The 17,273-nt window shown below is 59.1% G+C and carries 16 protein-coding genes, 1 tRNA gene and 2 pseudogenes; 17 read left to right on the top strand and 2 right to left on the bottom strand.

Annotated elements, in window-relative coordinates; all coding sequences use genetic code 11:
* The first annotated feature begins 38 nt into the window (after positions 1–38).
* Entirely contained in the window at positions 39–530 is a 492-nt protein-coding gene (locus tag AC27IQ_RS02035; RefSeq protein ID WP_487087850.1) for an Lrp/AsnC family transcriptional regulator, read from the top strand.
* A 21-nt stretch (positions 531–551) separates the two neighbouring features.
* On the opposite strand, the gene AC27IQ_RS02030 is transcribed toward AC27IQ_RS02035, so the two are convergent.
* Positions 552–1,532, bottom strand: coding sequence for a DMT family transporter (locus AC27IQ_RS02030; RefSeq protein ID WP_487087848.1), 981 nt, complete (start codon positions 1,530–1,532; stop codon positions 552–554).
* Between the two features lie 49 nt (positions 1,533–1,581).
* Between AC27IQ_RS02030 and AC27IQ_RS02025 the strand changes: the two genes are divergently transcribed.
* The 15 genes and pseudogenes from AC27IQ_RS02025 (at position 1,582) to AC27IQ_RS01955 (ending at position 15,488) form a co-directional block, all read left to right on the top strand.
* Positions 1,582–2,010, top strand: coding sequence for a gamma-glutamylcyclotransferase family protein (locus tag AC27IQ_RS02025; protein WP_487087846.1), 429 nt, complete (start codon positions 1,582–1,584; stop codon positions 2,008–2,010).
* A gap of 248 nt (positions 2,011–2,258) precedes the next feature.
* The gene (aceA, locus tag AC27IQ_RS02020; protein WP_487087844.1) at positions 2,259–3,578 is read left to right on the top strand and encodes an isocitrate lyase; all 1,320 of its coding nucleotides are present in this window, start codon (positions 2,259–2,261) and stop codon (positions 3,576–3,578) included.
* 268 nt (positions 3,579–3,846) lie between these two features.
* Positions 3,847–5,767, top strand: a pseudogene (thrS, locus tag AC27IQ_RS02015) (threonine--tRNA ligase).
* Positions 5,768–5,904: 137 nt separating this feature from the next.
* Positions 5,905–6,445 (top strand): annotated as a pseudogene (gene infC / locus AC27IQ_RS02010) (translation initiation factor IF-3).
* A 187-nt stretch (positions 6,446–6,632) separates the two neighbouring features.
* Positions 6,633–6,836: a 50S ribosomal protein L35 gene (gene rpmI, locus AC27IQ_RS02005; protein ID WP_092745026.1), complete on the top strand. Its 204-nt coding sequence runs from the start codon at positions 6,633–6,635 to the stop codon at positions 6,834–6,836.
* Between the two features lie 24 nt (positions 6,837–6,860).
* A complete protein-coding gene (gene rplT, locus AC27IQ_RS02000; protein ID WP_092745027.1) occupies positions 6,861–7,223 on the top strand; it encodes a 50S ribosomal protein L20 in 363 nt (120 codons plus the stop codon).
* Between the two features lie 111 nt (positions 7,224–7,334).
* Positions 7,335–8,387 (top strand): phenylalanine--tRNA ligase subunit alpha, encoded by a 1,053-nt coding sequence (pheS, locus tag AC27IQ_RS01995; RefSeq protein WP_487087841.1) that lies wholly within the window; start codon positions 7,335–7,337, stop codon positions 8,385–8,387.
* Positions 8,388–8,461: 74 nt separating this feature from the next.
* Entirely contained in the window at positions 8,462–10,903 is a 2,442-nt protein-coding gene (gene pheT, locus AC27IQ_RS01990) for a phenylalanine--tRNA ligase subunit beta (RefSeq protein ID WP_487087839.1), read from the top strand.
* Complete coding sequence (locus tag AC27IQ_RS01985; protein WP_272563834.1) at positions 10,903–11,259, top strand: integration host factor subunit alpha; 357 nt, start codon at positions 10,903–10,905, stop codon at positions 11,257–11,259. Before pheT ends, AC27IQ_RS01985 begins: the two co-directional genes overlap by 1 nt.
* Positions 11,260–11,357: 98 nt before the next feature.
* The gene (locus AC27IQ_RS01980) at positions 11,358–11,777 is read left to right on the top strand and encodes a MerR family transcriptional regulator (protein WP_487087836.1); all 420 of its coding nucleotides are present in this window, start codon (positions 11,358–11,360) and stop codon (positions 11,775–11,777) included.
* Positions 11,778–11,808: 31 nt separating this feature from the next.
* Positions 11,809–11,885, top strand: a tRNA-Pro gene (locus AC27IQ_RS01975).
* A gap of 348 nt (positions 11,886–12,233) precedes the next feature.
* Complete coding sequence (locus AC27IQ_RS01970; protein WP_487087834.1) at positions 12,234–13,406, top strand: sedoheptulose 7-phosphate cyclase; 1,173 nt, start codon at positions 12,234–12,236, stop codon at positions 13,404–13,406.
* Positions 13,393–13,827 carry a GlcG/HbpS family heme-binding protein gene (locus AC27IQ_RS01965; RefSeq protein WP_284430818.1) on the top strand — a complete coding sequence of 145 codons (435 nt, stop codon included), beginning with the start codon at positions 13,393–13,395 and terminating at the stop codon, positions 13,825–13,827. The genes AC27IQ_RS01970 and AC27IQ_RS01965 overlap by 14 nt, the downstream gene beginning before the upstream one ends.
* The gene (locus tag AC27IQ_RS01960) at positions 13,824–14,579 is read left to right on the top strand and encodes an SDR family NAD(P)-dependent oxidoreductase (protein WP_487087832.1); all 756 of its coding nucleotides are present in this window, start codon (positions 13,824–13,826) and stop codon (positions 14,577–14,579) included. Before AC27IQ_RS01965 ends, AC27IQ_RS01960 begins: the two co-directional genes overlap by 4 nt.
* Positions 14,580–14,588: 9 nt before the next feature.
* Positions 14,589–15,488 carry a DMT family transporter gene (locus tag AC27IQ_RS01955; protein ID WP_284430820.1) on the top strand — a complete coding sequence of 300 codons (900 nt, stop codon included), beginning with the start codon at positions 14,589–14,591 and terminating at the stop codon, positions 15,486–15,488.
* Here AC27IQ_RS01955 and AC27IQ_RS01950 read toward each other — a convergent pair.
* Complete coding sequence (locus AC27IQ_RS01950; RefSeq protein WP_487087830.1) at positions 15,485–16,306, bottom strand: LysR substrate-binding domain-containing protein; 822 nt, start codon at positions 16,304–16,306, stop codon at positions 15,485–15,487. The two genes, AC27IQ_RS01955 and AC27IQ_RS01950, sit on opposite strands and share 4 nt — an antisense overlap.
* Here AC27IQ_RS01950 and AC27IQ_RS01945 point away from each other — a divergent pair.
* Positions 16,293–17,273 (top strand): ROK family protein, encoded by a 981-nt coding sequence (locus AC27IQ_RS01945; RefSeq protein WP_487087828.1) that lies wholly within the window; start codon positions 16,293–16,295, stop codon positions 17,271–17,273. The genes AC27IQ_RS01950 and AC27IQ_RS01945 overlap by 14 nt on opposite strands.

The raw sequence follows: 17,273 nt of genomic DNA, 5'->3' as shown, positions 1-17,273 counted from the left end.
AATATAGATTGCCTTTGTTTCAATGGTTAAATACCACCATGACCGACGTTTCTCAATTGGATGCGCACGACAGCAGAATCCTTGCTGAATTGCAGCAGGATGCCCGCATTTCGATGGCCGAACTGGGCCGCCGGGTGCACCTCAGCCAGCCTGCAGTGACCGAGAGGGTTCGCAAACTGGAAGCTTCGGGGGTGATCCGGGGCTACGGCGTTCGTCTGGATTACGCCCGTTTGGGCTATGGCATTCGCGCCATCATCCGCGTGGGCCGGGCGGAATATGCCCGGGTGGTTCGACTGATCGAAGAGACGCCCGAGGTCTTGAATGCCTACAACGTCACGGGGGAAGACAGCTGGGTTCTGGAAATCGCAGTGATCGATGTCAGCCATCTGGATGCTGTAGTGACGGGGTTCTGCCTGCTGGCGGAAACCTCCACGTGCATCGTGCTCAACGCCCCTCGCGAGCACGCGCAGGTGTTGCCGGCGCGGCGCGAAAGCATCAAGCCCCCCATCCGCAAAGTGACAGGGCGTTAGCCCCTGGAGCAGAAGGCGGAATCAATGCCGAGGTGATTGCGAGTCCATCGCTTTGGCATTGGCTTCGGATGAACGCTGGCGCACTGAAGATTTTTCAGGAAGCGTGGCCAGGACGACGCTGGCGATCGCAATACCGAAAGCGATCAGTTGAACCGGGGCAAGGCGCTCTCCGAGCACCAGTACCCCCACCAACGCCGCGCTGATGGGCAACATCACGGTAAAGACGCCGCCTTGTGCAGCAGGCACCGCCTTGAGCCCCGTCATCCACAGCCACACGGTCCACATGCTCGCGGCCAGTGCGTAGAAGACGAGCAACGTCCAAAGACCGGGTGTGAGGCTGGCAAAGTCAAAATGCCATGCTGCGTACAGTCCCATGGGGGTTGCCAGCGCGAATCCCCAAAGGTTGATCAACGAAGTGATTCGGCGCGGCCCCAGCGTGCCCGTCAGTTTCTTGCCGATGACCGAATAGGCTGCCTCGCACAGAACGGCGCCCAGCAAGAGCAATTGCCCAAGCCAAACCAGATTGGGAGCGTTTTCGCCCTCATGCCGGGAATTTAATTGGGTGTGATGCTCTGAATTTGATAGCGAAAAGAGCGCGATGCCGACGACGGCGCACCCGACCGCGATCCAGGTCCGCGCAGAGACCTTTTCCTTCAGGAAGAACCAGCTCATGACTGCCACTGCGGCAGGTATTCCGGCCATCGTCACCCCTGCCGATACGGCGCTGGTGAGACTCACGCCCGAGATCATGCAAAGGGTGAAGAGGAAGTTACCCAGAAAAGACTCGAGAAACAGCAGGCGCCGCACCTGCGGTGTCATCGGGCCCTCATCCGCCGGTTTCTTGAGCCAGTGGATCATTCCCAATCCCCCAATGCCGAACCGCATCCAGGCCAGCAGGAAGACCGGTAGCGCGGCCGCCAGTGGCTTGGACAAGGCGACATAGCTGCCCACGAGCGACATGCTCAATGCAAGGCAGAGATAGGCGATGGGGCGGCTTGGCATGTTCGCGTGTTGGCTAGACTTTGCGGGTAGTACCCTGGAGCGCGCCATCATGCCCGACGAAACCCTTCATCCTTTTTCACGCTACGTTTTTGTCTATGGCACCTTGCGCCGTGGTGGCAGCAATGACATCACCCGTTTGACGCCCCGCGCGACCTTCCTGGGGGAGGCCACCGTCTGCGGAACGCTGTACGACCTCGGTGCCTATCCCGGCATTGCGCTGCATTTGGCGGACGTGCGGGAGCCGGGCGATTTTTCGGTGCACGGGGAGGTCTATGCGATTTCGCCCGAACTGGAGATCCAGTTGGACGAAATCGAGGGGCTGCTGCCCAAACCCAATGGCGAGTACGAAAAACGGGAGATCTCGGTCTCTGTCGGAGGGCAGGAACTGGAATGCCTGGTGTATGAAATCAATTCCGAATACTTGAAGAACGCCACCCGGATCGTGCATGGCGACTGGATGACCGATCGCCAAACCTGATTTTTGTATCGCAAAATTTGATTTTCACATTACAAAAATACATGATGCTGCGCTGCGGAAAAATTTCTTGATATGAGAAATTAAATTTCGCAATAAGAGATGGTGTGAATAAGTTGTTGATTTAAAACAATAAATTTTATCTCTTATATAAGACATAAGAGCTTGATCAAGTCTTGTACAAGACTTAAAGTGATCTCCAAGGGCGGCCTCTTGCAGCCCGGCTTATCAACCAACCCACGGAGTGACTTATGCCGCAATCCTTCAATGAACAGCTCAGCCGCGAACAGCAAATTGCCGCCCTTGAAAAAGACTGGGCACAGAACCCGCGTTGGAAGGGCATCAAGCGCGGCTACAGCGCTGCGGATGTTGTTCGTCTTCGGGGCTCCTTCCAGGTGGAATACACGCTGGCACGGCGTGGTGCCGAAAAACTGTGGGGTTTGGTCAACAACGAACCTTATGTGAACTGCCTGGGCGCGCTCACGGGAGGCCAGGCCATGCAGCAAGTCAAGGCCGGCATCAAGGCGATCTACCTGTCGGGCTGGCAGGTCGCGGCAGACAACAATGAATACGCGGCGATGTACCCCGACCAGTCGCTGTATCCCGTCGATTCGGTGCCGAAGGTGGTGGAGCGCATCAACAACGCTTTCACCCGCGCCGATGAAATTCAGTGGTCCAAAGGGGCCAATCCTGGCGACGCAGGCTTTGTCGACTACTACGCGCCCATCGTGGCCGACGCGGAGGCAGGCTTCGGTGGCGTGTTGAACGCTTACGAGTTGATGAAGGCCATGATCCGCGCGGGGGCCGGCGGTGTGCATTTCGAAGATCAGTTGGCGTCTGTGAAGAAGTGTGGCCACATGGGCGGCAAGGTGCTGGTTCCCACCCAGGAGGCAGTGCAGAAGTTGATTGCTGCACGCATGGCTGCAGACGTCTACGGCGTGCCGACCCTGGTGATCGCGCGGACCGATGCGGAGGCCGCCGACCTGATCACGAGCGATTACGACGCCAATGACAAGCCGTTCCTGACGGGTGAGCGCACGGCCGAAGGTTTCTACAAGACCAAGAAGGGCTTGGATCAGGCCATCAGCCGCGCCGTTGCGTATGCGGATTACGCGGATCTGGTGTGGTGCGAGACGGGCACGCCGGACTTGGAGTTCGCGAAGAAGTTTGCGGATGCCGTGCATGCCAAGCATCCCGGCAAACTGTTGGCGTACAACTGTTCGCCATCATTCAACTGGAAGAAGAACCTCGACGATGCCACCATCGCCAAGTTCCAGCGCGAATTGGGCGCCATGGGCTACAAGTACCAGTTCATCACGCTGGCCGGCATACACAGCATGTGGTTCAACATGTTCGATCTGGCGCAGGATTATGTGAAGCGCGGCATGTCGGCCTATGTCGAGAAGGTGCAGGAGCCTGAATTCGCGGCACGCGAGCGTGGCTACACCTTCGTGTCGCACCAGCAAGAAGTGGGCACCGGTTATTTCGACGACGTGACCACGGTGATCCAGAGTGGCAAATCCAGCGTGACGGCACTCACGGGTTCGACCGAAGAAGAGCAGTTCCACTGACCTGGCGCTGTCGATGGGCCTGGGGCGTCAAGGCCCCAGGCTTTTTCCATTGGGGGCAGGTTAGAATCCCGCGACCACCCATCAGCACAAGAGCGAGAAAGGCACATCTGGTTATGACACCGCGAACTACAACGGAGATGTTGACCGGCCTTTAAGGCTGCCTGTTCGCGCCTGCACAGATTTGCACTCTTCTTCCAAAAGCGCGGACTTCGTTCCGCGCTTTTTGCTTTGTGGCACCGCGCGCCACCCCCTCGACAAGGATTCTTCAATGATTCAGATCACGCTCCCCGACAATTCTCAACGCGAATATCCTGGCCCGGTGACGGTGGCAGAGGTGGCCCAGTCCATCGGTCCAGGACTGGCCAAGATGACGGTGGCAGGCAAAGTGGATGGGCGCTTGGTGGATGCCAGCGATGTGATCGACCACGATGCCCGCCTGCAAATCATCACGCCGCGCGATGAGGAAGGCGTGGAGATCATCCGCCACTCCTGCGCTCACTTGGTCGGCCACGCCGTAAAGCAACTCTATCCGACGGCCCGGATGGTCATTGGCCCCGTCATCGACGAAGGCTTTTACTACGACATCGCCTATGAGCGCCCCTTCACGCCCGACGACATCGCTGCCATCGAGCAGCGCATGAAGGAGCTGATTGCGCAGGACTACGACGTGATCAAGAAGATGACCCCGCGGGACGAGGTGATCGAGGTGTTCAAGGCGCGTGGGGAAGACTACAAGCTGCGCCTTGTGGAGGACATGCCCGAAGAGAAGGCCATGGGTCTGTACTACCACCAGGAGTACGTGGACATGTGCCGTGGCCCCCACGTGCCCAACACGCGATTCCTGAAAGTCTTCAAGCTGACCCGGGTGTCCGGTGCGTACTGGCGTGGCGATGCCAAGAACGAGCAATTGCAGCGCGTCTACGGTACTGCGTGGGCCGACAAGAAAGACTTGGATGCATACGTCAAACGCATCGAGGAGGCCGAAAAAACGCGATCACCGCCGCCTCGGCAGAGAGCTGGACCTGTTCCACATCGACGAGCACTCGCCCGGTACCGTTTTCTGGCACCCCAAAGGTTGGACGATCTGGCAGGGCGTCGAACAGTACATGCGTCAGGTGTATCGCGACAACGGCTATCAGGAGGTGAAAGGCCCGCAAATCCTGGACAAGCACCTGTGGGAAAAAACGGGGCACTGGGACAAGTACCGCGAGAACATGTTCACGACGGAGAGCGAAAAGCACGACTACGCGCTCAAACCGATGAACTGCCCTGGGCACATCCTGATCTTCAACCAAGGCGTTAAGAGCTATCGCGATCTGCCTTTGCGCTTCGGCGAGTTCGGTCAGTGCCATCGCAATGAGCCGACGGGCGGCCTGCATGGAATCATGCGCGTGCGTGCGTTCACCCAGGATGATGGACACATCTTCTGCACCGAAGAGCAGATCCAGCAGGAGTGCATCAACTTCACGACGCTGCTGCAAAAGGTCTATAAAGACTTTGGCTTCACCGACATCATCTACAAAGTCGCCACGCGTCCCGAAAAGCGCATCGGCTCCGAAGAAAGCTGGGACAAGGCAGAGAATGCACTGATTGAAAGCCTGAAAGCCTCTGGCTGCGACTATCAAATCGCCGTTGGTGACGGCGCTTTCTACGGCCCCAAGCTGGAGTACACCTTGCGCGATGCCATTGGCCGTCACTGGCAATGCGGCACCATTCAGGTCGATCCTTCCATGCCTGAGCGGCTGGGTGCCGAATACGTGGGAGAAGATGGTGCCCGGCATCGCCCCATCGTTTTGCACCGTGCCATCGTTGGCAGCCTGGAACGCTTCATCGGAATTCTGATCGAACAGCACGCAGGCGCATTGCCAGTCTGGTTGGCTCCAGTGCAGGTGGCCGTGCTGAACATCACGGGTGCACAGGACGATTACTGTCGTGAAATCGCCGCAAAGCTTCAAAAAGCACTGCCGAATCAAGACCTTAGGGTGGCGCTTGACCTGCGTAACGAAAAGATTACGTATAAAATACGAGAGCATTCGTTGCAAAAGCTGCCTTACATCATCGTCGCCGGTGAGAAAGAAAAGGCAGCAGGAGCTGTCGCAGTGCGCGCCCGGGGCAATCGAGACCTCGGTGTGATGTCCCTCGAAGCGTTCGTAGCGCTCATCGCCCAGGACATCGCTTCTAAAGCTTGATTTGGTGTCAAACTTGGCTTTAGCCCGCGTGAGCTGTGCGGTACTCGCTACGTTATCCGTAGCATTTTGATTGAAGGAAAATAGCCATCGCTACTGAATTTCGTGATCGTCGCCAGCGCGAAGAGCGCAAGCACCGCCTGAACCGTGAAATCATGGCCGCTGAGGTTCGCCTCTCCGGTCCTGAGAACGAGCCGCTCGGGGTCGTGAGCCTCATGGAAGCCCTCCGCATGGCGGGCGAGCTGGATGTGGACTTGGTGGAGATTGCCGCCACGGCCAACCCTCCCGTGTGTCGCCTGATGGACTATGGCAAGTTCAAGTATCAGGAGCAAAAAACGCGCGGCAGAGGCCAAGGCCAAGCAGACGGTCATCGAGATCAAGGAAATCAAATTCCGTCCCGGTACGGATGATGGTGACTACAACATCAAAATGCGCAACATTCGCCGCTTCCTGGCGGAGGGTGACAAATGCAAGATCACCCTGCGCTTTCGCGGCCGGGAGATCACCCATCAGGAATTGGGCTTGGCCTTGCTCAATCGCATTCGCGATGATTTGGGTGACACCATCCTGATCGAGCAGTTTCCCAAGCTCGAAGGCCGGCAAATGATCATGATGATCGCGCCGGGCAAGAAAAAGCCCGCTGGCAAACCTGCAGCGGAAGGCGCTACCACCACTGCTTGAGGTGGCTGGTGGGCCAAGTGGTTAAGTGAATTGACCGGGCCAGCCTCAAGGCTGGCTCGGGCATAGGGGCCGCGCAAGCGGCACCGAACGGCAGGCCAAGGCTTGCCGTCAAAAAGTGACTCGGGGCCAACAAGGTTGCGGATCGGTTCGCAAACGCCTCGCGAGCACAAACAAAAGGAGCATTCACATGCCCAAAATGAAGACCAAGAGCAGCGCGAAAAAGCGTTTCCGCGTTCGTCCCGGTGGCACCGTCAAGCGCGGTCAAGCCTTCAAGCGTCACATCTTGACGAAGAAGACCACCAAGAATAAGCGCCATCTGCGTGGTGCAGTTTCTGTGCATGAGACCAATATGGGCTCCATTGCACAAATGCTGCCTGGTGCTGGCCTTTAACAACGACGAACAAGGAGTACTCACATGCCTCGCGTCAAACGTGGTGTAACGGCCCGTGCCCGTCACAAGAAAGTTCTGGCCCTTGCAAAGGGTTTCCGTGGTCGCCGCGGTAATGTTTTCCGTATCGCCAAACAGGCGGTAATGAAGGCTGGGCAGTATGCCTACCGTGACCGCCGCACCAAGAAGCGCGTGTTCCGCCAACTGTGGATCGCCCGTATCAACGCCGCTTCGCGCGAATTGGGTCTGACCTACAGCCAATTCACGAACGGCCTGAAGAAGGCTGCCATTGAGATCGACCGCAAGATGCTGGCCGACCTCGCGGTGCACGACAAGGCTGCCTTCGGCAGCATCGTGGAGCAAGTCAAGGCCAAGCTGGCTGCTGCTTGAGTTCACGACTGGTAGCTATCTTATTGATAGCTGCTTGCGCAATAAACGCAAGGGCTAGGGCTTGAAAAGGCACTAGCCCTTGTTCATTTCCAAGAGACGATGAGAGCTGGTATGAACGAGTTGGACTCCCTGGTCGAAAGCGCGCGGAACCTGTTCGCGCAAGCCGTCACCCCTGCCGATCTGGAAAATGCCAAGGCGCAGTTTCTGGGCAAGTCGGGGCGAGTGACAGAGCTCATGAAAGGCATGGCCCAGCTGTCTGTTGAGGAAAAGAAATCTCGCGGTGCCGCCATCAATGTTGCCAAGCAGGCCATTGAAGCGTCCCTGAACGCAAGCCGAAAAGCGTTGGCAGATGCCGAGCTGGAAGCACAATTGCAGGCGGAATCGTTGGATGTCACCTTGCCCGGTCGTCAACGGGGGCAAGGTGGGTTGCATCCCGTGTCCTTGACCCTGGGGCGCATCGAGGGCATTTTCGGCTCGATGGGTTTTGACGTGGCCGAGGGGCCCGAGATTGAGTCCGACTGGTTCAATTTCACGGCGTTGAATACGCCTGAAGACCATCCGGCGCGCTCCATGCACGACACGTTCTATGTCGAGGGCGGCACAGCCACCGCTCCGAACCTGTTGCGCACCCATACCAGCCCCATGCAGATCCGCCATGCCGTTCAGCATGTCAAAAAACACCGCGCCTTGATCGACTCGGGCCAGGCCATGCCGGAGATCCGCGTCATTGCCCCGGGCCGTACATACCGGGTGGACAGCGATGCCACGCACTCACCCATGTTCCACCAATGCGAAGGCCTGTGGATCGGCGAGAACGTGAGCTTCAAGGATCTGAAGGTCGTCTTCACCGACTTCTGCCGTACTTTCTTTGAAAGCGATGATTTGGTCTTGCGCTTTCGGCCCAGCTTTTTCCCTTTCACCGAGCCCAGTGCCGAAATAGACATCCAGTTCCAGACGGGCCCTTTGGCCGGGCGTTGGCTTGAAGTGGCGGGCTCCGGACAAGTGCATCCGAACGTGGTCCGGAACATGGGCCTCGATCCAGAAAAATACATCGGCTTTGCGTTCGGCATGGGGCCTGACCGGCTGACGATGCTGCGCTATGGGGTCAATGATTTGCGCCTCTTCTTTGATGGCGACATTCGTTTTCTTTCGCAGTTCCAGTAAACCGCACGCCGCGTTCCACACAGGCGGCCCACCTAACGAGGGCTGCTGCGCTCAAGAATCACCGAAGACTGAATATGCAATTTCCAGAATCCTGGCTGCGCGAGTTCTGCAATCCTCCACTTTCGACCAAAGAATTGGCCGAGACACTGACCATGGCAGGGCTCGAAGTGGAAGAGCTGCAGCCTGTGGCGCCTCCTTTCACGAAGATCGTGGTGGGAGAAATCAAGGAGGCGGTGCAGCATCCAAATGCTGATCGCCTGCGCGTTTGCCAGGTCGATACGGGGCAGGGTGCTTTGCTCAACATCGTGTGTGGTGCGCCCAATGCACGCGTCGGTATCAAAGTGCCTTGCGCGCTTGTCGGTGCGGAGTTGCCTCCCGGGGAGGATGGCAAACCGTTCTTGATCAAGGTGGGCAAGCTTCGCGGTGTGGAAAGCCAGGGCATGCTGTGCTCCGCCAGGGAGTTGAAGCTCTCGGAAGACCATGGAGGCCTTTTGGAACTGGCGGCCGATGCTCCGCTCGGGCAGGACATTCGGACTCATCTGAACCTGGACGACACCCTGTTCACCCTCAAGCTCACGCCCAATCTGGCACATGCCTTGAGCGTTTACGGCATCGCGCGTGAAGTCTCTGCCCTGACTGGAGCGCCGCTGAAGCCGCTGCAGTTTCCGGCGGTACCGGTGGGTCATGGCGACGTTTTGCCAGTCAAGATCAGCGCCTCGGATCTGTGTGGGCGATTCTCGGGACGTATCGTTCGCAACATCAACACGCAGGCTGCGACTCCGCAGTGGATGCTGGACCGGCTCGCACGTTGCGGGCAGCGAAGCGTCTCCCCGTTGGTCGATATTTCCAACTATGTGATGTTCGAGCTGGGCCGCCCCTCTCACATTTTCGATCTGGACAAAATTCACGGCCCCCTGGATGTGCGTTGGGCGCGTGCGGGCGAAGAGCTCAAATTGCTGAATGGCAACACCGTCGCCCTCGATGAAAAGGTGGGCGTCATTGCGGATGCAAGCCAGGTCGAATCGTTGGCGGGCATCATGGGGGGCGATGCGACGGCCGTGTCGAACGACACTCGCCATATCTACATCGAAGCGGCTTTCTGGTGGCCCAAGGCCGTGGCTGGCCGCTCGCGCCGCTATAACTTCTCGACCGATGCCGGACATCGTTTCGAACGTGGCGTGGATCCGAGCCAGACCGTGGAACACATTGAGCGCATCACCCAGTTGGTGATTGACATCTGCGGCACACCTGAGACCGTTTGCGGTCCGATGGACGACCAGTGTCCGAACGTGCCTGAAGCCAAGCCCGTCACGCTCCGCGTTGCCAGGGCCGTCAAGGTGATCGGCATGCCATTGACGCAAGAGCAGTGTGCCGATGCGCTTAAGCGCCTGGGACTGCCGGTGACTTCCGGCGAGGGCACATTGACGGTGCTGCCGCCGCCCTATCGATTCGATCTCGCGATCGAGGAAGATCTCATCGAGGAAGTGGCTCGCATGGTGGGCTACCAGCAATTGCCTACCACGCCGCCGCTGGCGCCCATCACGCCCAAGCTGCGTGCCGAAGAACGTCGGGGGCCTTTTGCCGTGCGTCGTGCACTGGCGGGACTTGGATACCAGGAAACCATCAATTTCAGCTTTGTGGAAGAGCATTGGGAGCACGAACTGGCGGGCAATCCACAGCCCATCCGGTTGTTGAATCCCATTGCCAGCCAGATGAGCGTGATGCGCTCTTCGCTGTTGGGCTCCTTGCTGCAGGTCTTGAAGTTCAACCTGGATCGCAAGGCGTCGCGCGTGCGGGTTTTCGAGTTGGGCCGGGTCTTTCTGCGCGATGCGTCCGTTGCGGAGTCTGATACCACGGTAGAGGGTTTCCATCAGCCCATGCGCGTGGCTGGACTTGCATATGGCGCATCCGACGTCCTCCAATGGGGACGCAAAGAGCAAGGGGTGGATTTCTTCGATGCCAAAGGCGATGTCGAGGCGCTGCTTGCTCCCCTGAAGCCCGTTTTTGAGCCTGCAACGCACACTGCCATGCACCCTGGCCGCTGTGCCCGCGTGCTGCTGAATGGCCAAGCCATTGGGTTCATTGGAGAGCTGCATCCTCGGTGGCGCCAGTCCTGGGAGCTTCCCCAGGCCCCAGTCATGTTTGAGCTGGAACTCGATGCGGTCATGCAGCGGCAGGTCCCTCATTTTCATGCAGTGGCCAAGCATCAAGCGGTAGAGCGGGATCTGGCCGTGGTGGTTGCCGAGCGGATCACGCACGCTGATGTGATGGCAGCCATTCAGGCTGCCGTGCCTCCCACACGGCTTCGCGCGGCGGTGCTGTTTGATGTGTTCCGGCCCAAGCCTTTGCGTGATGGCGAAGCCTCTGTTGGTGGTCTCGCCAGCGGTGAAAAGAGCTTGGCCGTGCGCCTGACGCTGGGGGCTGATGGCGCCACGCTGACGGATGCTGAAATCGAAGCGACGATTCAGTCGGTGGTCGAACAACTGTCGAGCCGTACCGGTGCGAGGTTGCGGTGATGACGATGCTGAACGGGAGCGCTGACGTGATGGAATTTGCGGTAGAAAGCCTGGAAACCCCTGCGTTGACGAAGGCGCAGCTGGCGGACCTTCTGTTCGACCACATTGGTCTGAATAAACGCGAATCGAAAGACATGATCGATGCTTTTTTCGATCTGATTGCGCAGCGCCTGGTGGATGGTCAAGACGTGAAGCTGTCGGGCTTCGGTAACTTTCAGATCCGTACCAAAGCCCCGAGACCGGGGCGAAATCCCCGCACGGGCGAGGCGATTCCGATTCAGGCCCGCCGTGTCGTGACTTTCCATGCCAGCAGCAAGCTCAAGGAGCAGATCCAGAACGCGGGCGCTGCTGGCTGAAGCACTGTCTCTTTCCCGCCTGCCACTGAACGGAAGTGGCTGGCGCCTTTGTTCCGGCTGCAGTACGCTGCTTGTTTATTCGCTAGAAACCGCGTCCCATGGGCACACCGCTTCCCCCCATCCCGGCCAAACGGTATTTCACCATTGGAGAGGTGGCCGCGCTCTGTGGCGTCAAACCGCACGTACTGCGCTATTGGGAGCAGGAGTTCACGCAGCTTCGGCCCATGAAGCGCAGGGGAAACCGCCGCTACTACCAGCACCACGAGGTGCTCATGATCCGTCGTATCCGGGACCTTCTGTACGAGCAAGGCTTCACGATCAGCGGAGCGCGCAATCGCCTGCAAGAGGGCGATTCGTTGTCGCCGGAGTTGGATGGCAGCTCCTCTTTTGCTCTGCAAACGGCACATGGGGCCGACTTGTCGAGCCCATCGGCGACTTTGTCCTCGATTGCGCTTTTGGATACACAGATCCTGCGGCGGGAATTATTTGAAATTCGTGCGCTGCTTTCCTTGAACTGAGTTTTTTTTGTGCATATAATCTAAGTCTTGTCGGCGTGTAGCGCAGCCTGGTAGCGCACTTGCATGGGGTGCAAGGGGTCGCGAGTTCGAATCCCGCCACGCCGACCATTTATAAAAAAATCAACGGGCTATCGCCAAAAGCGGTAGCCCGTTTTTTTCTTTGTCTTGCAGCATGCACTGGCTGCATGGGCTTTGCGGGATCTCACAGCCCCAAAGCCCACCTCCCCATTTTTCCTTTGCACCTGCGTTCACCGTTTCTGATTCAGTAGCCGCTGGGGCGCTCTGTGGCCTCATGCTGGTAAAGGGCACGCCAGGAAGTCTGGCTGGGCTTTGAGCCGCTCCCATACCTTTGCGAAGGATTCATCAACCAAGCCGTAGAAAGCTCGCGAAACGTTCAGCAATGCCGGCGTCGCTTCGCACTACGCTTGGCCCCCTACAAAAAAAGGGAGGGCATGGATGAACGATCGGGTGATATGGCCGGCGAGCATGGGCGCGCTGAACCGTTTCGAGGCGCATGGCTGGAGAGTGCACGCGACACAGGAGGTTTCATACGAAGTGCGACAGATCGACGGCATCTTCAGGCTCGATGCCCTCGAATTGATCACCTGCGGCAGGGCACAGCCTGGTTTGCGCCAAGCCCTCGTGATCGATGCGCACGTGGACCAACTTTATGGCGAAGAGATGCGCGCCTACTATGCTCACCATGGAGTAGACGTTTCCATCCTGAGCCTTTCCGTTTCGGAAGAAACGAAAGACTTGGATACGGCCATGACAATCGCTCGCCACCTCGAATCGGCAGGGGTGCTGCGCCGTTCTGAGCCCGTGGTTGCCATTGGCGGTGGTGTGTTGCTGGACCTCGTCGGTTTTGCGGCGGGGCTGTATCGGCGAGGAATTCCCTACGTCAAGGTTCCTACCAACGCGATGGCGCTGTGGGATGCCGCGGTCGGTATCAAGACCGCCGTGAATGCAATGGATCGTCGCAACCGCCTGGGTTCATACCATGCGCCTACCGTTGCCTTGCTGGATCGCAGCTTTTTGTCGACGGTGGAGTCCCGCGAGCTCTCCAATGGGATGGGAGAGTTGCTCAAGCTCGCGGTGATCAAGAGCCCTCGGTTGTTCGACCTGCTGGAGCGGCACTCCGAGATGCTGCTGCTGACCCGCTTTCAGGATGCGATCGTCGCTCCAGAGGTCATCGGTCTGGCGGTGGAGGGCATGCTGGAAGAGTTGGCTCCCAACCTGTGGGAGCTCACGCTGGACCGATGCGTCGATTTCGGACACTCCTTTGCTCCGCTGATCGAGATGAAGGCGCTGCCAGAATTGCTGCATGGCGAGGCGGTCGCTTTGGATGTGCTGTTTTCTTGCCGCCTGGCACGGGCGAGGGGGCTCCTTGCAGACCAGGATGTACGTCGGGTCGTGCGTGTCATGAAGTCCATGCAATTGCCTTTGCGGCATCGCTTTTTCGAGCAGCCCGGCCTGCTGCAGGAGGCGCTGGCCGACACAATGCGTCATCGCGATGGCCGGCAGCGACTGCCACTGCCCGACGGGATCGGCGCATGCCGCTTTGTGAATGATGTGGACGCCGATGCCATCCGCATTGCTGCCGAGGAGATGGCGCATGCAGATGCCTGAAACCGGTCTTTCGCGGCTGAGCGCCAGTCAGGCGCAGCAATTGGTGCAGAGCGCGCTGATCACAGGCCTGGACGAAGGCCTGGCCGTTTCGGCGGCGGCAGTGGACAGCTCGGGACACCTTCTGGCGTTTGCCCGTGCGGACGATGCCTTTCTGGGATCGATCGACGCGTCGATTGCGAAGGCGCGGACAGCGGTTTATTTCCGCAGGGACACCGCCGCGATGCAGCAGGCGCTGGAACAGGGCAAGACCGCCTATCTCGCCCTGGCCGACGTCCTGCCCCTGGAAGGCGGTGTTCCGCTGCTGGTGGGAGGAACCTTGGTGGGCGGACTCGGAATCAGCGGTGCCGCGTCTGCCCAGGATGGCGTGCTGGCCAGGGCCATCGCATCGTTGCTGAACTCGTTGTCAGGTTGGACCCCATGAACGCTTTCAAGGACAGGGTGGTGCTGGTGACAGGCGGAGGCACGGGCATCGGGAGGGCGACGGCGCTTGCTTTCGCCAAGCAGGGCGCCCAGGTGGCCATCGCGGGCCGCACGGTGTCTTCTTGCGCTGAGACCGCCAAGATGATTCTGGACGCCGGCGGCATCGGCTTCGCGATGGCCTGCGATGTCGGCAGCGAGAACGACGTGATGAACCTGATGGACGAAGTCGAGCGCCGTCTTGGCGTGGTGGATATCGCCTTCCTCAATGCGGGAGTTGGAACGGCATCGGCCATCGTGGACCAAGACATCGATGCGTTTGAAGCAGTGATGCGCACCAATTGCACCGGGCTCATGCTGTGCATGAAGCATTTGCTCAGACCGATGTACGAGCGGCGCTCGGGCTGCATCGTCAACAACCTTTCCGTGCATGCCCATCGCACGATTCTGGAAGGCACGGGCGCGTACACCGCTTCCAAACATGCAGCGCTTGCGCTGACGAAGGCGGCCGCAGTCGAGGCGGCGCCTTATGGCGTGCGCGTGAATGCCGTGTCCCCCGGGCCGATCTCCACGGAGATGCTGGCCCGCTCCAGTGCTGTCTCCGGCGGGCTGGAGGGATGGGCCGAGCGCCTGCCCATGAAGCGCGTCGGCGAGTCGCATGAGGTCGCACAAGCCGTGCTTTGGCTCAGCAGTCCCCAGGCATCATTTTTGACGGGCGCAGTGGTTCCCGTGGACGGCGGCTTTCTCGCACTTTGATGCCCGAACATGACATGGATTGCCTTGGGCCTGCTGGCCGGGTTGGTGCTGGGAACCTACGACTTTTTGACCAAACTCGCCCTCAGGGAAAAAACGGTCCTGGAGGTGGTGCTGTGGTCGTCCGTTCTCGGGGCGCTGATCTGGGCCCCTTTCTTTTTCCTTCCGGCTGCCTGGGCCGACACACTGCAGCCCCTGGGCTTGCACCCTGCAGCGTTGACCCGGGCCGAGCAGCTGGCGTTGCTGCCCAAATCGGCAATGATGGTGGTCACGTGGATTCTTTCGTATTACTCGGTCAAATCCTTGCCGTTATCGATCTCCGCGGGCGTGCGCGCTTCCGGGCCGCTTTGGACGGCGGTAGGCGCCATCGTTTTCCTGTCCGAGCAACTCAACTGGTGGCAATGGATGGGGCTCGCTGTCTCCATGGGTTCCTACTATCTGTTCTCCCTGATCGGGCAAAAAGAGGGCATCCGGTTTCAGCGCAACGGGTGGGTGTTTTGCATGCTCGCGGCCACGTTGCTGTCTTCGGCCAACGCCCTCTACGACAAGCACATTCTGGCAACCCTGCATTTGGATCTGGCCGCCGTCCAGGCGTACTCGGCCATTCAGCGTGGCGGCATGGCGCTGCTTTTATTGCCTTGGGTTTTCGGGGCCATGGAATGCCGAAGCCTGCTGTCCCGAAATTGGGCGGTCCCTGCGATTGCCGCCGCATACGTATTGGCCGAGTTCATTTATCTCACGGCCGTGCAGGCCGAGGGTGCGCTGATCTCGGTGATATCGGTGCTTCGGCGCACCAATCTCATCATGGTGTTCGCCTTGAGCGCGCTGTTCTTTGCAGAGCGATTCATCCGCCAAAAAATGCTGGCGATTTCAGGTGTGTTGATCGGCATCGTGCTCACCATCGTTCATTAGCCGTCTTGCACCAGAGCACGGATCCAATGGATCACCGTGCTGCCGTGGCGAGAGATCAGGGCCCGCTCCGATGCGAGCAGGAAATAAGCTTGCTCCGACGGAATGGCGATGTCGGAAACCCGCACCAAACTGCCGTTTTGCAGAAGGCCTTTCACCAGAGAACGCCGACCCAGTGCGATCCCTTGCAGATTGAGGGCTGCATCCAGCATGAAGCCTGTGTCGGAATAGGTCAGCATGCGCTGCGCCGGCGAAATCTGTATGCCGGCCTTCTTCAGCCAGGGTTCCCAGGGCTGCCTGCTATGGGACAGGAACACCGCGCGTTTGAACAGAGCCTCGATGCCGGGTGCATCGCACCGTTTCAGATAGGCGGGAGCTGCCACTGGAAACCACTCGTCCTCCAGAAGCGGTTCGCAATGGTGGGCCTGGGGGCGGGCTTTGGCGAACCGGATGGCAATGTCTGCCTCTCCCTGATCGACGTCCACCTTGCATGTCGTCGGCGACACCTCGATGGAGACGGCCGGGTGCAGGCGCTGGAAGTCGGTGAGGGCTGGAACCAGCCGAAAGCGCGCAAAAGAAGGCAACACGCTGATCCGGATCACGCTGCGCTCCTGTGTGAAGCCGGAGAAGGCCTCCTCCAGCGTCTCCAATGCGTCTTTCATCTGCTGGTGCAAATACTCGCCTTCAGGGGTCATTGCGACCGAGCGGGTCGTTCGTGTGAACAGGCTATTGCCCAGCAATCGCTCCAGTTCACGAATCCGATGGCTGACGGAACTGTGGGAAATATTCAGCTCGTCTGCCGCTTTGTTGAAGCTGCGCATGCGTGCCACAGCGTCGAACGCAAGAATCAAATGGATGGGGGGTATCTTTCGCATGGACGCGGATAAGGAAAATTCGAAGGAAAGATTCCATATCGGGATCGATCTGGGCGGGACGAAAATCGAAGGCATCGTACTCGACCATCAATATCGAGAATGTCGGCGAATCCGAATGGAGACCCGGGCCAGCGATGGCTATCTTCAGGTGCTGCAGCGCATTATTGAAATGCACTGCCAATTGGCCACTGTGGTTTTGGGGGCAGAAACGACATTGGGAATCTGTACCCCGGGGTCCATTTCGAAAACCACCGGTTTGCTGAAAAATTGCAATGCAACCGAGCTGAACGGCCATCCTTTGCAGGCGGATCTGCGCCAGCGGCTGGGCCGCCCCTTCAACATGGAAAACGATGCCAACTGCTTTGCGATGGCCGAAGCCCGTCATGGCGCAGGCAGCGGGCACGGCTGCGTGCTCGGGCTGGTGCTCGGCACGGGGGTGGGTGCAGGCATCGTGGTGAATGGTCGTTTGTGGAGCGGGCGCCATGGCATTGCCGGTGAATGGGGCCATATGTCCATTGATCCGGACGGGCCTGCCTGCTACTGCGGCCGCCAGGGATGTGTCGAGCGCTACCTGAGCGGAACCGCGCTGGAGGCCCGCTACCAGCAGTCCACCGGGAAGTCTGCCGATGCGGCCCGCATCGTTGAAATGGCGCGCCATGGCGATGGCGCGGCCGTCGAATTGCTGGATCGATTTCTCAGCCAATTTGCCGGCGCGGTCGCCAACGTGGTCGCCGTGCTGGACCCGGATTTGATCGTCATCGGCGGGGGGCTTGCCAGCATGGATGAACTGTATGAGGAGGGCGCTCTTCGGCTGCAGCGCATGGTCTTCAACGATGAGTTCCACACCCCCGTGCTGCGCAACAGGCTGGGCAATTCGGCGGGTGTGATCGGCGCTGCCATGGTCGGGGTCTGA

It is taken from the genome of Acidovorax sp. KPB24-07 (assembly GCF_057543315.1).
Note: the sequence above shows the minus strand (reverse complement) of the source record. Positions and strands in the feature narration are given on the sequence as shown.

Excerpts from the sequence above, each read along its gene's own strand:
- AC27IQ_RS02035 (WP_487087850.1), top strand. The coding sequence starts at position 39 with ATGACCGACGTTTCTCAATTGGATGCGCACGACAGCAGAATCCTTGCT.
- AC27IQ_RS02030 (WP_487087848.1), bottom strand. The coding sequence starts at position 1,532 with ATGCCAAGCCGCCCCATCGCCTATCTCTGCCTTGCATTGAGCATGTCG.
- AC27IQ_RS02025 (WP_487087846.1), top strand. The coding sequence starts at position 1,582 with ATGCCCGACGAAACCCTTCATCCTTTTTCACGCTACGTTTTTGTCTAT.
- aceA (WP_487087844.1), top strand. The coding sequence starts at position 2,259 with ATGCCGCAATCCTTCAATGAACAGCTCAGCCGCGAACAGCAAATTGCC.
- rpmI (WP_092745026.1), top strand. The coding sequence starts at position 6,633 with ATGCCCAAAATGAAGACCAAGAGCAGCGCGAAAAAGCGTTTCCGCGTT.
- rplT (WP_092745027.1), top strand. The coding sequence starts at position 6,861 with ATGCCTCGCGTCAAACGTGGTGTAACGGCCCGTGCCCGTCACAAGAAA.
- pheS (WP_487087841.1), top strand. The coding sequence starts at position 7,335 with ATGAACGAGTTGGACTCCCTGGTCGAAAGCGCGCGGAACCTGTTCGCG.
- pheT (WP_487087839.1), top strand. The coding sequence starts at position 8,462 with ATGCAATTTCCAGAATCCTGGCTGCGCGAGTTCTGCAATCCTCCACTT.
- AC27IQ_RS01985 (WP_272563834.1), top strand. The coding sequence starts at position 10,903 with ATGACGATGCTGAACGGGAGCGCTGACGTGATGGAATTTGCGGTAGAA.
- AC27IQ_RS01980 (WP_487087836.1), top strand. The coding sequence starts at position 11,358 with ATGGGCACACCGCTTCCCCCCATCCCGGCCAAACGGTATTTCACCATT.
- AC27IQ_RS01970 (WP_487087834.1), top strand. The coding sequence starts at position 12,234 with ATGAACGATCGGGTGATATGGCCGGCGAGCATGGGCGCGCTGAACCGT.
- AC27IQ_RS01965 (WP_284430818.1), top strand. The coding sequence starts at position 13,393 with ATGCAGATGCCTGAAACCGGTCTTTCGCGGCTGAGCGCCAGTCAGGCG.
- AC27IQ_RS01960 (WP_487087832.1), top strand. The coding sequence starts at position 13,824 with ATGAACGCTTTCAAGGACAGGGTGGTGCTGGTGACAGGCGGAGGCACG.
- AC27IQ_RS01955 (WP_284430820.1), top strand. The coding sequence starts at position 14,589 with ATGACATGGATTGCCTTGGGCCTGCTGGCCGGGTTGGTGCTGGGAACC.
- AC27IQ_RS01950 (WP_487087830.1), bottom strand. The coding sequence starts at position 16,306 with ATGCGCAGCTTCAACAAAGCGGCAGACGAGCTGAATATTTCCCACAGT.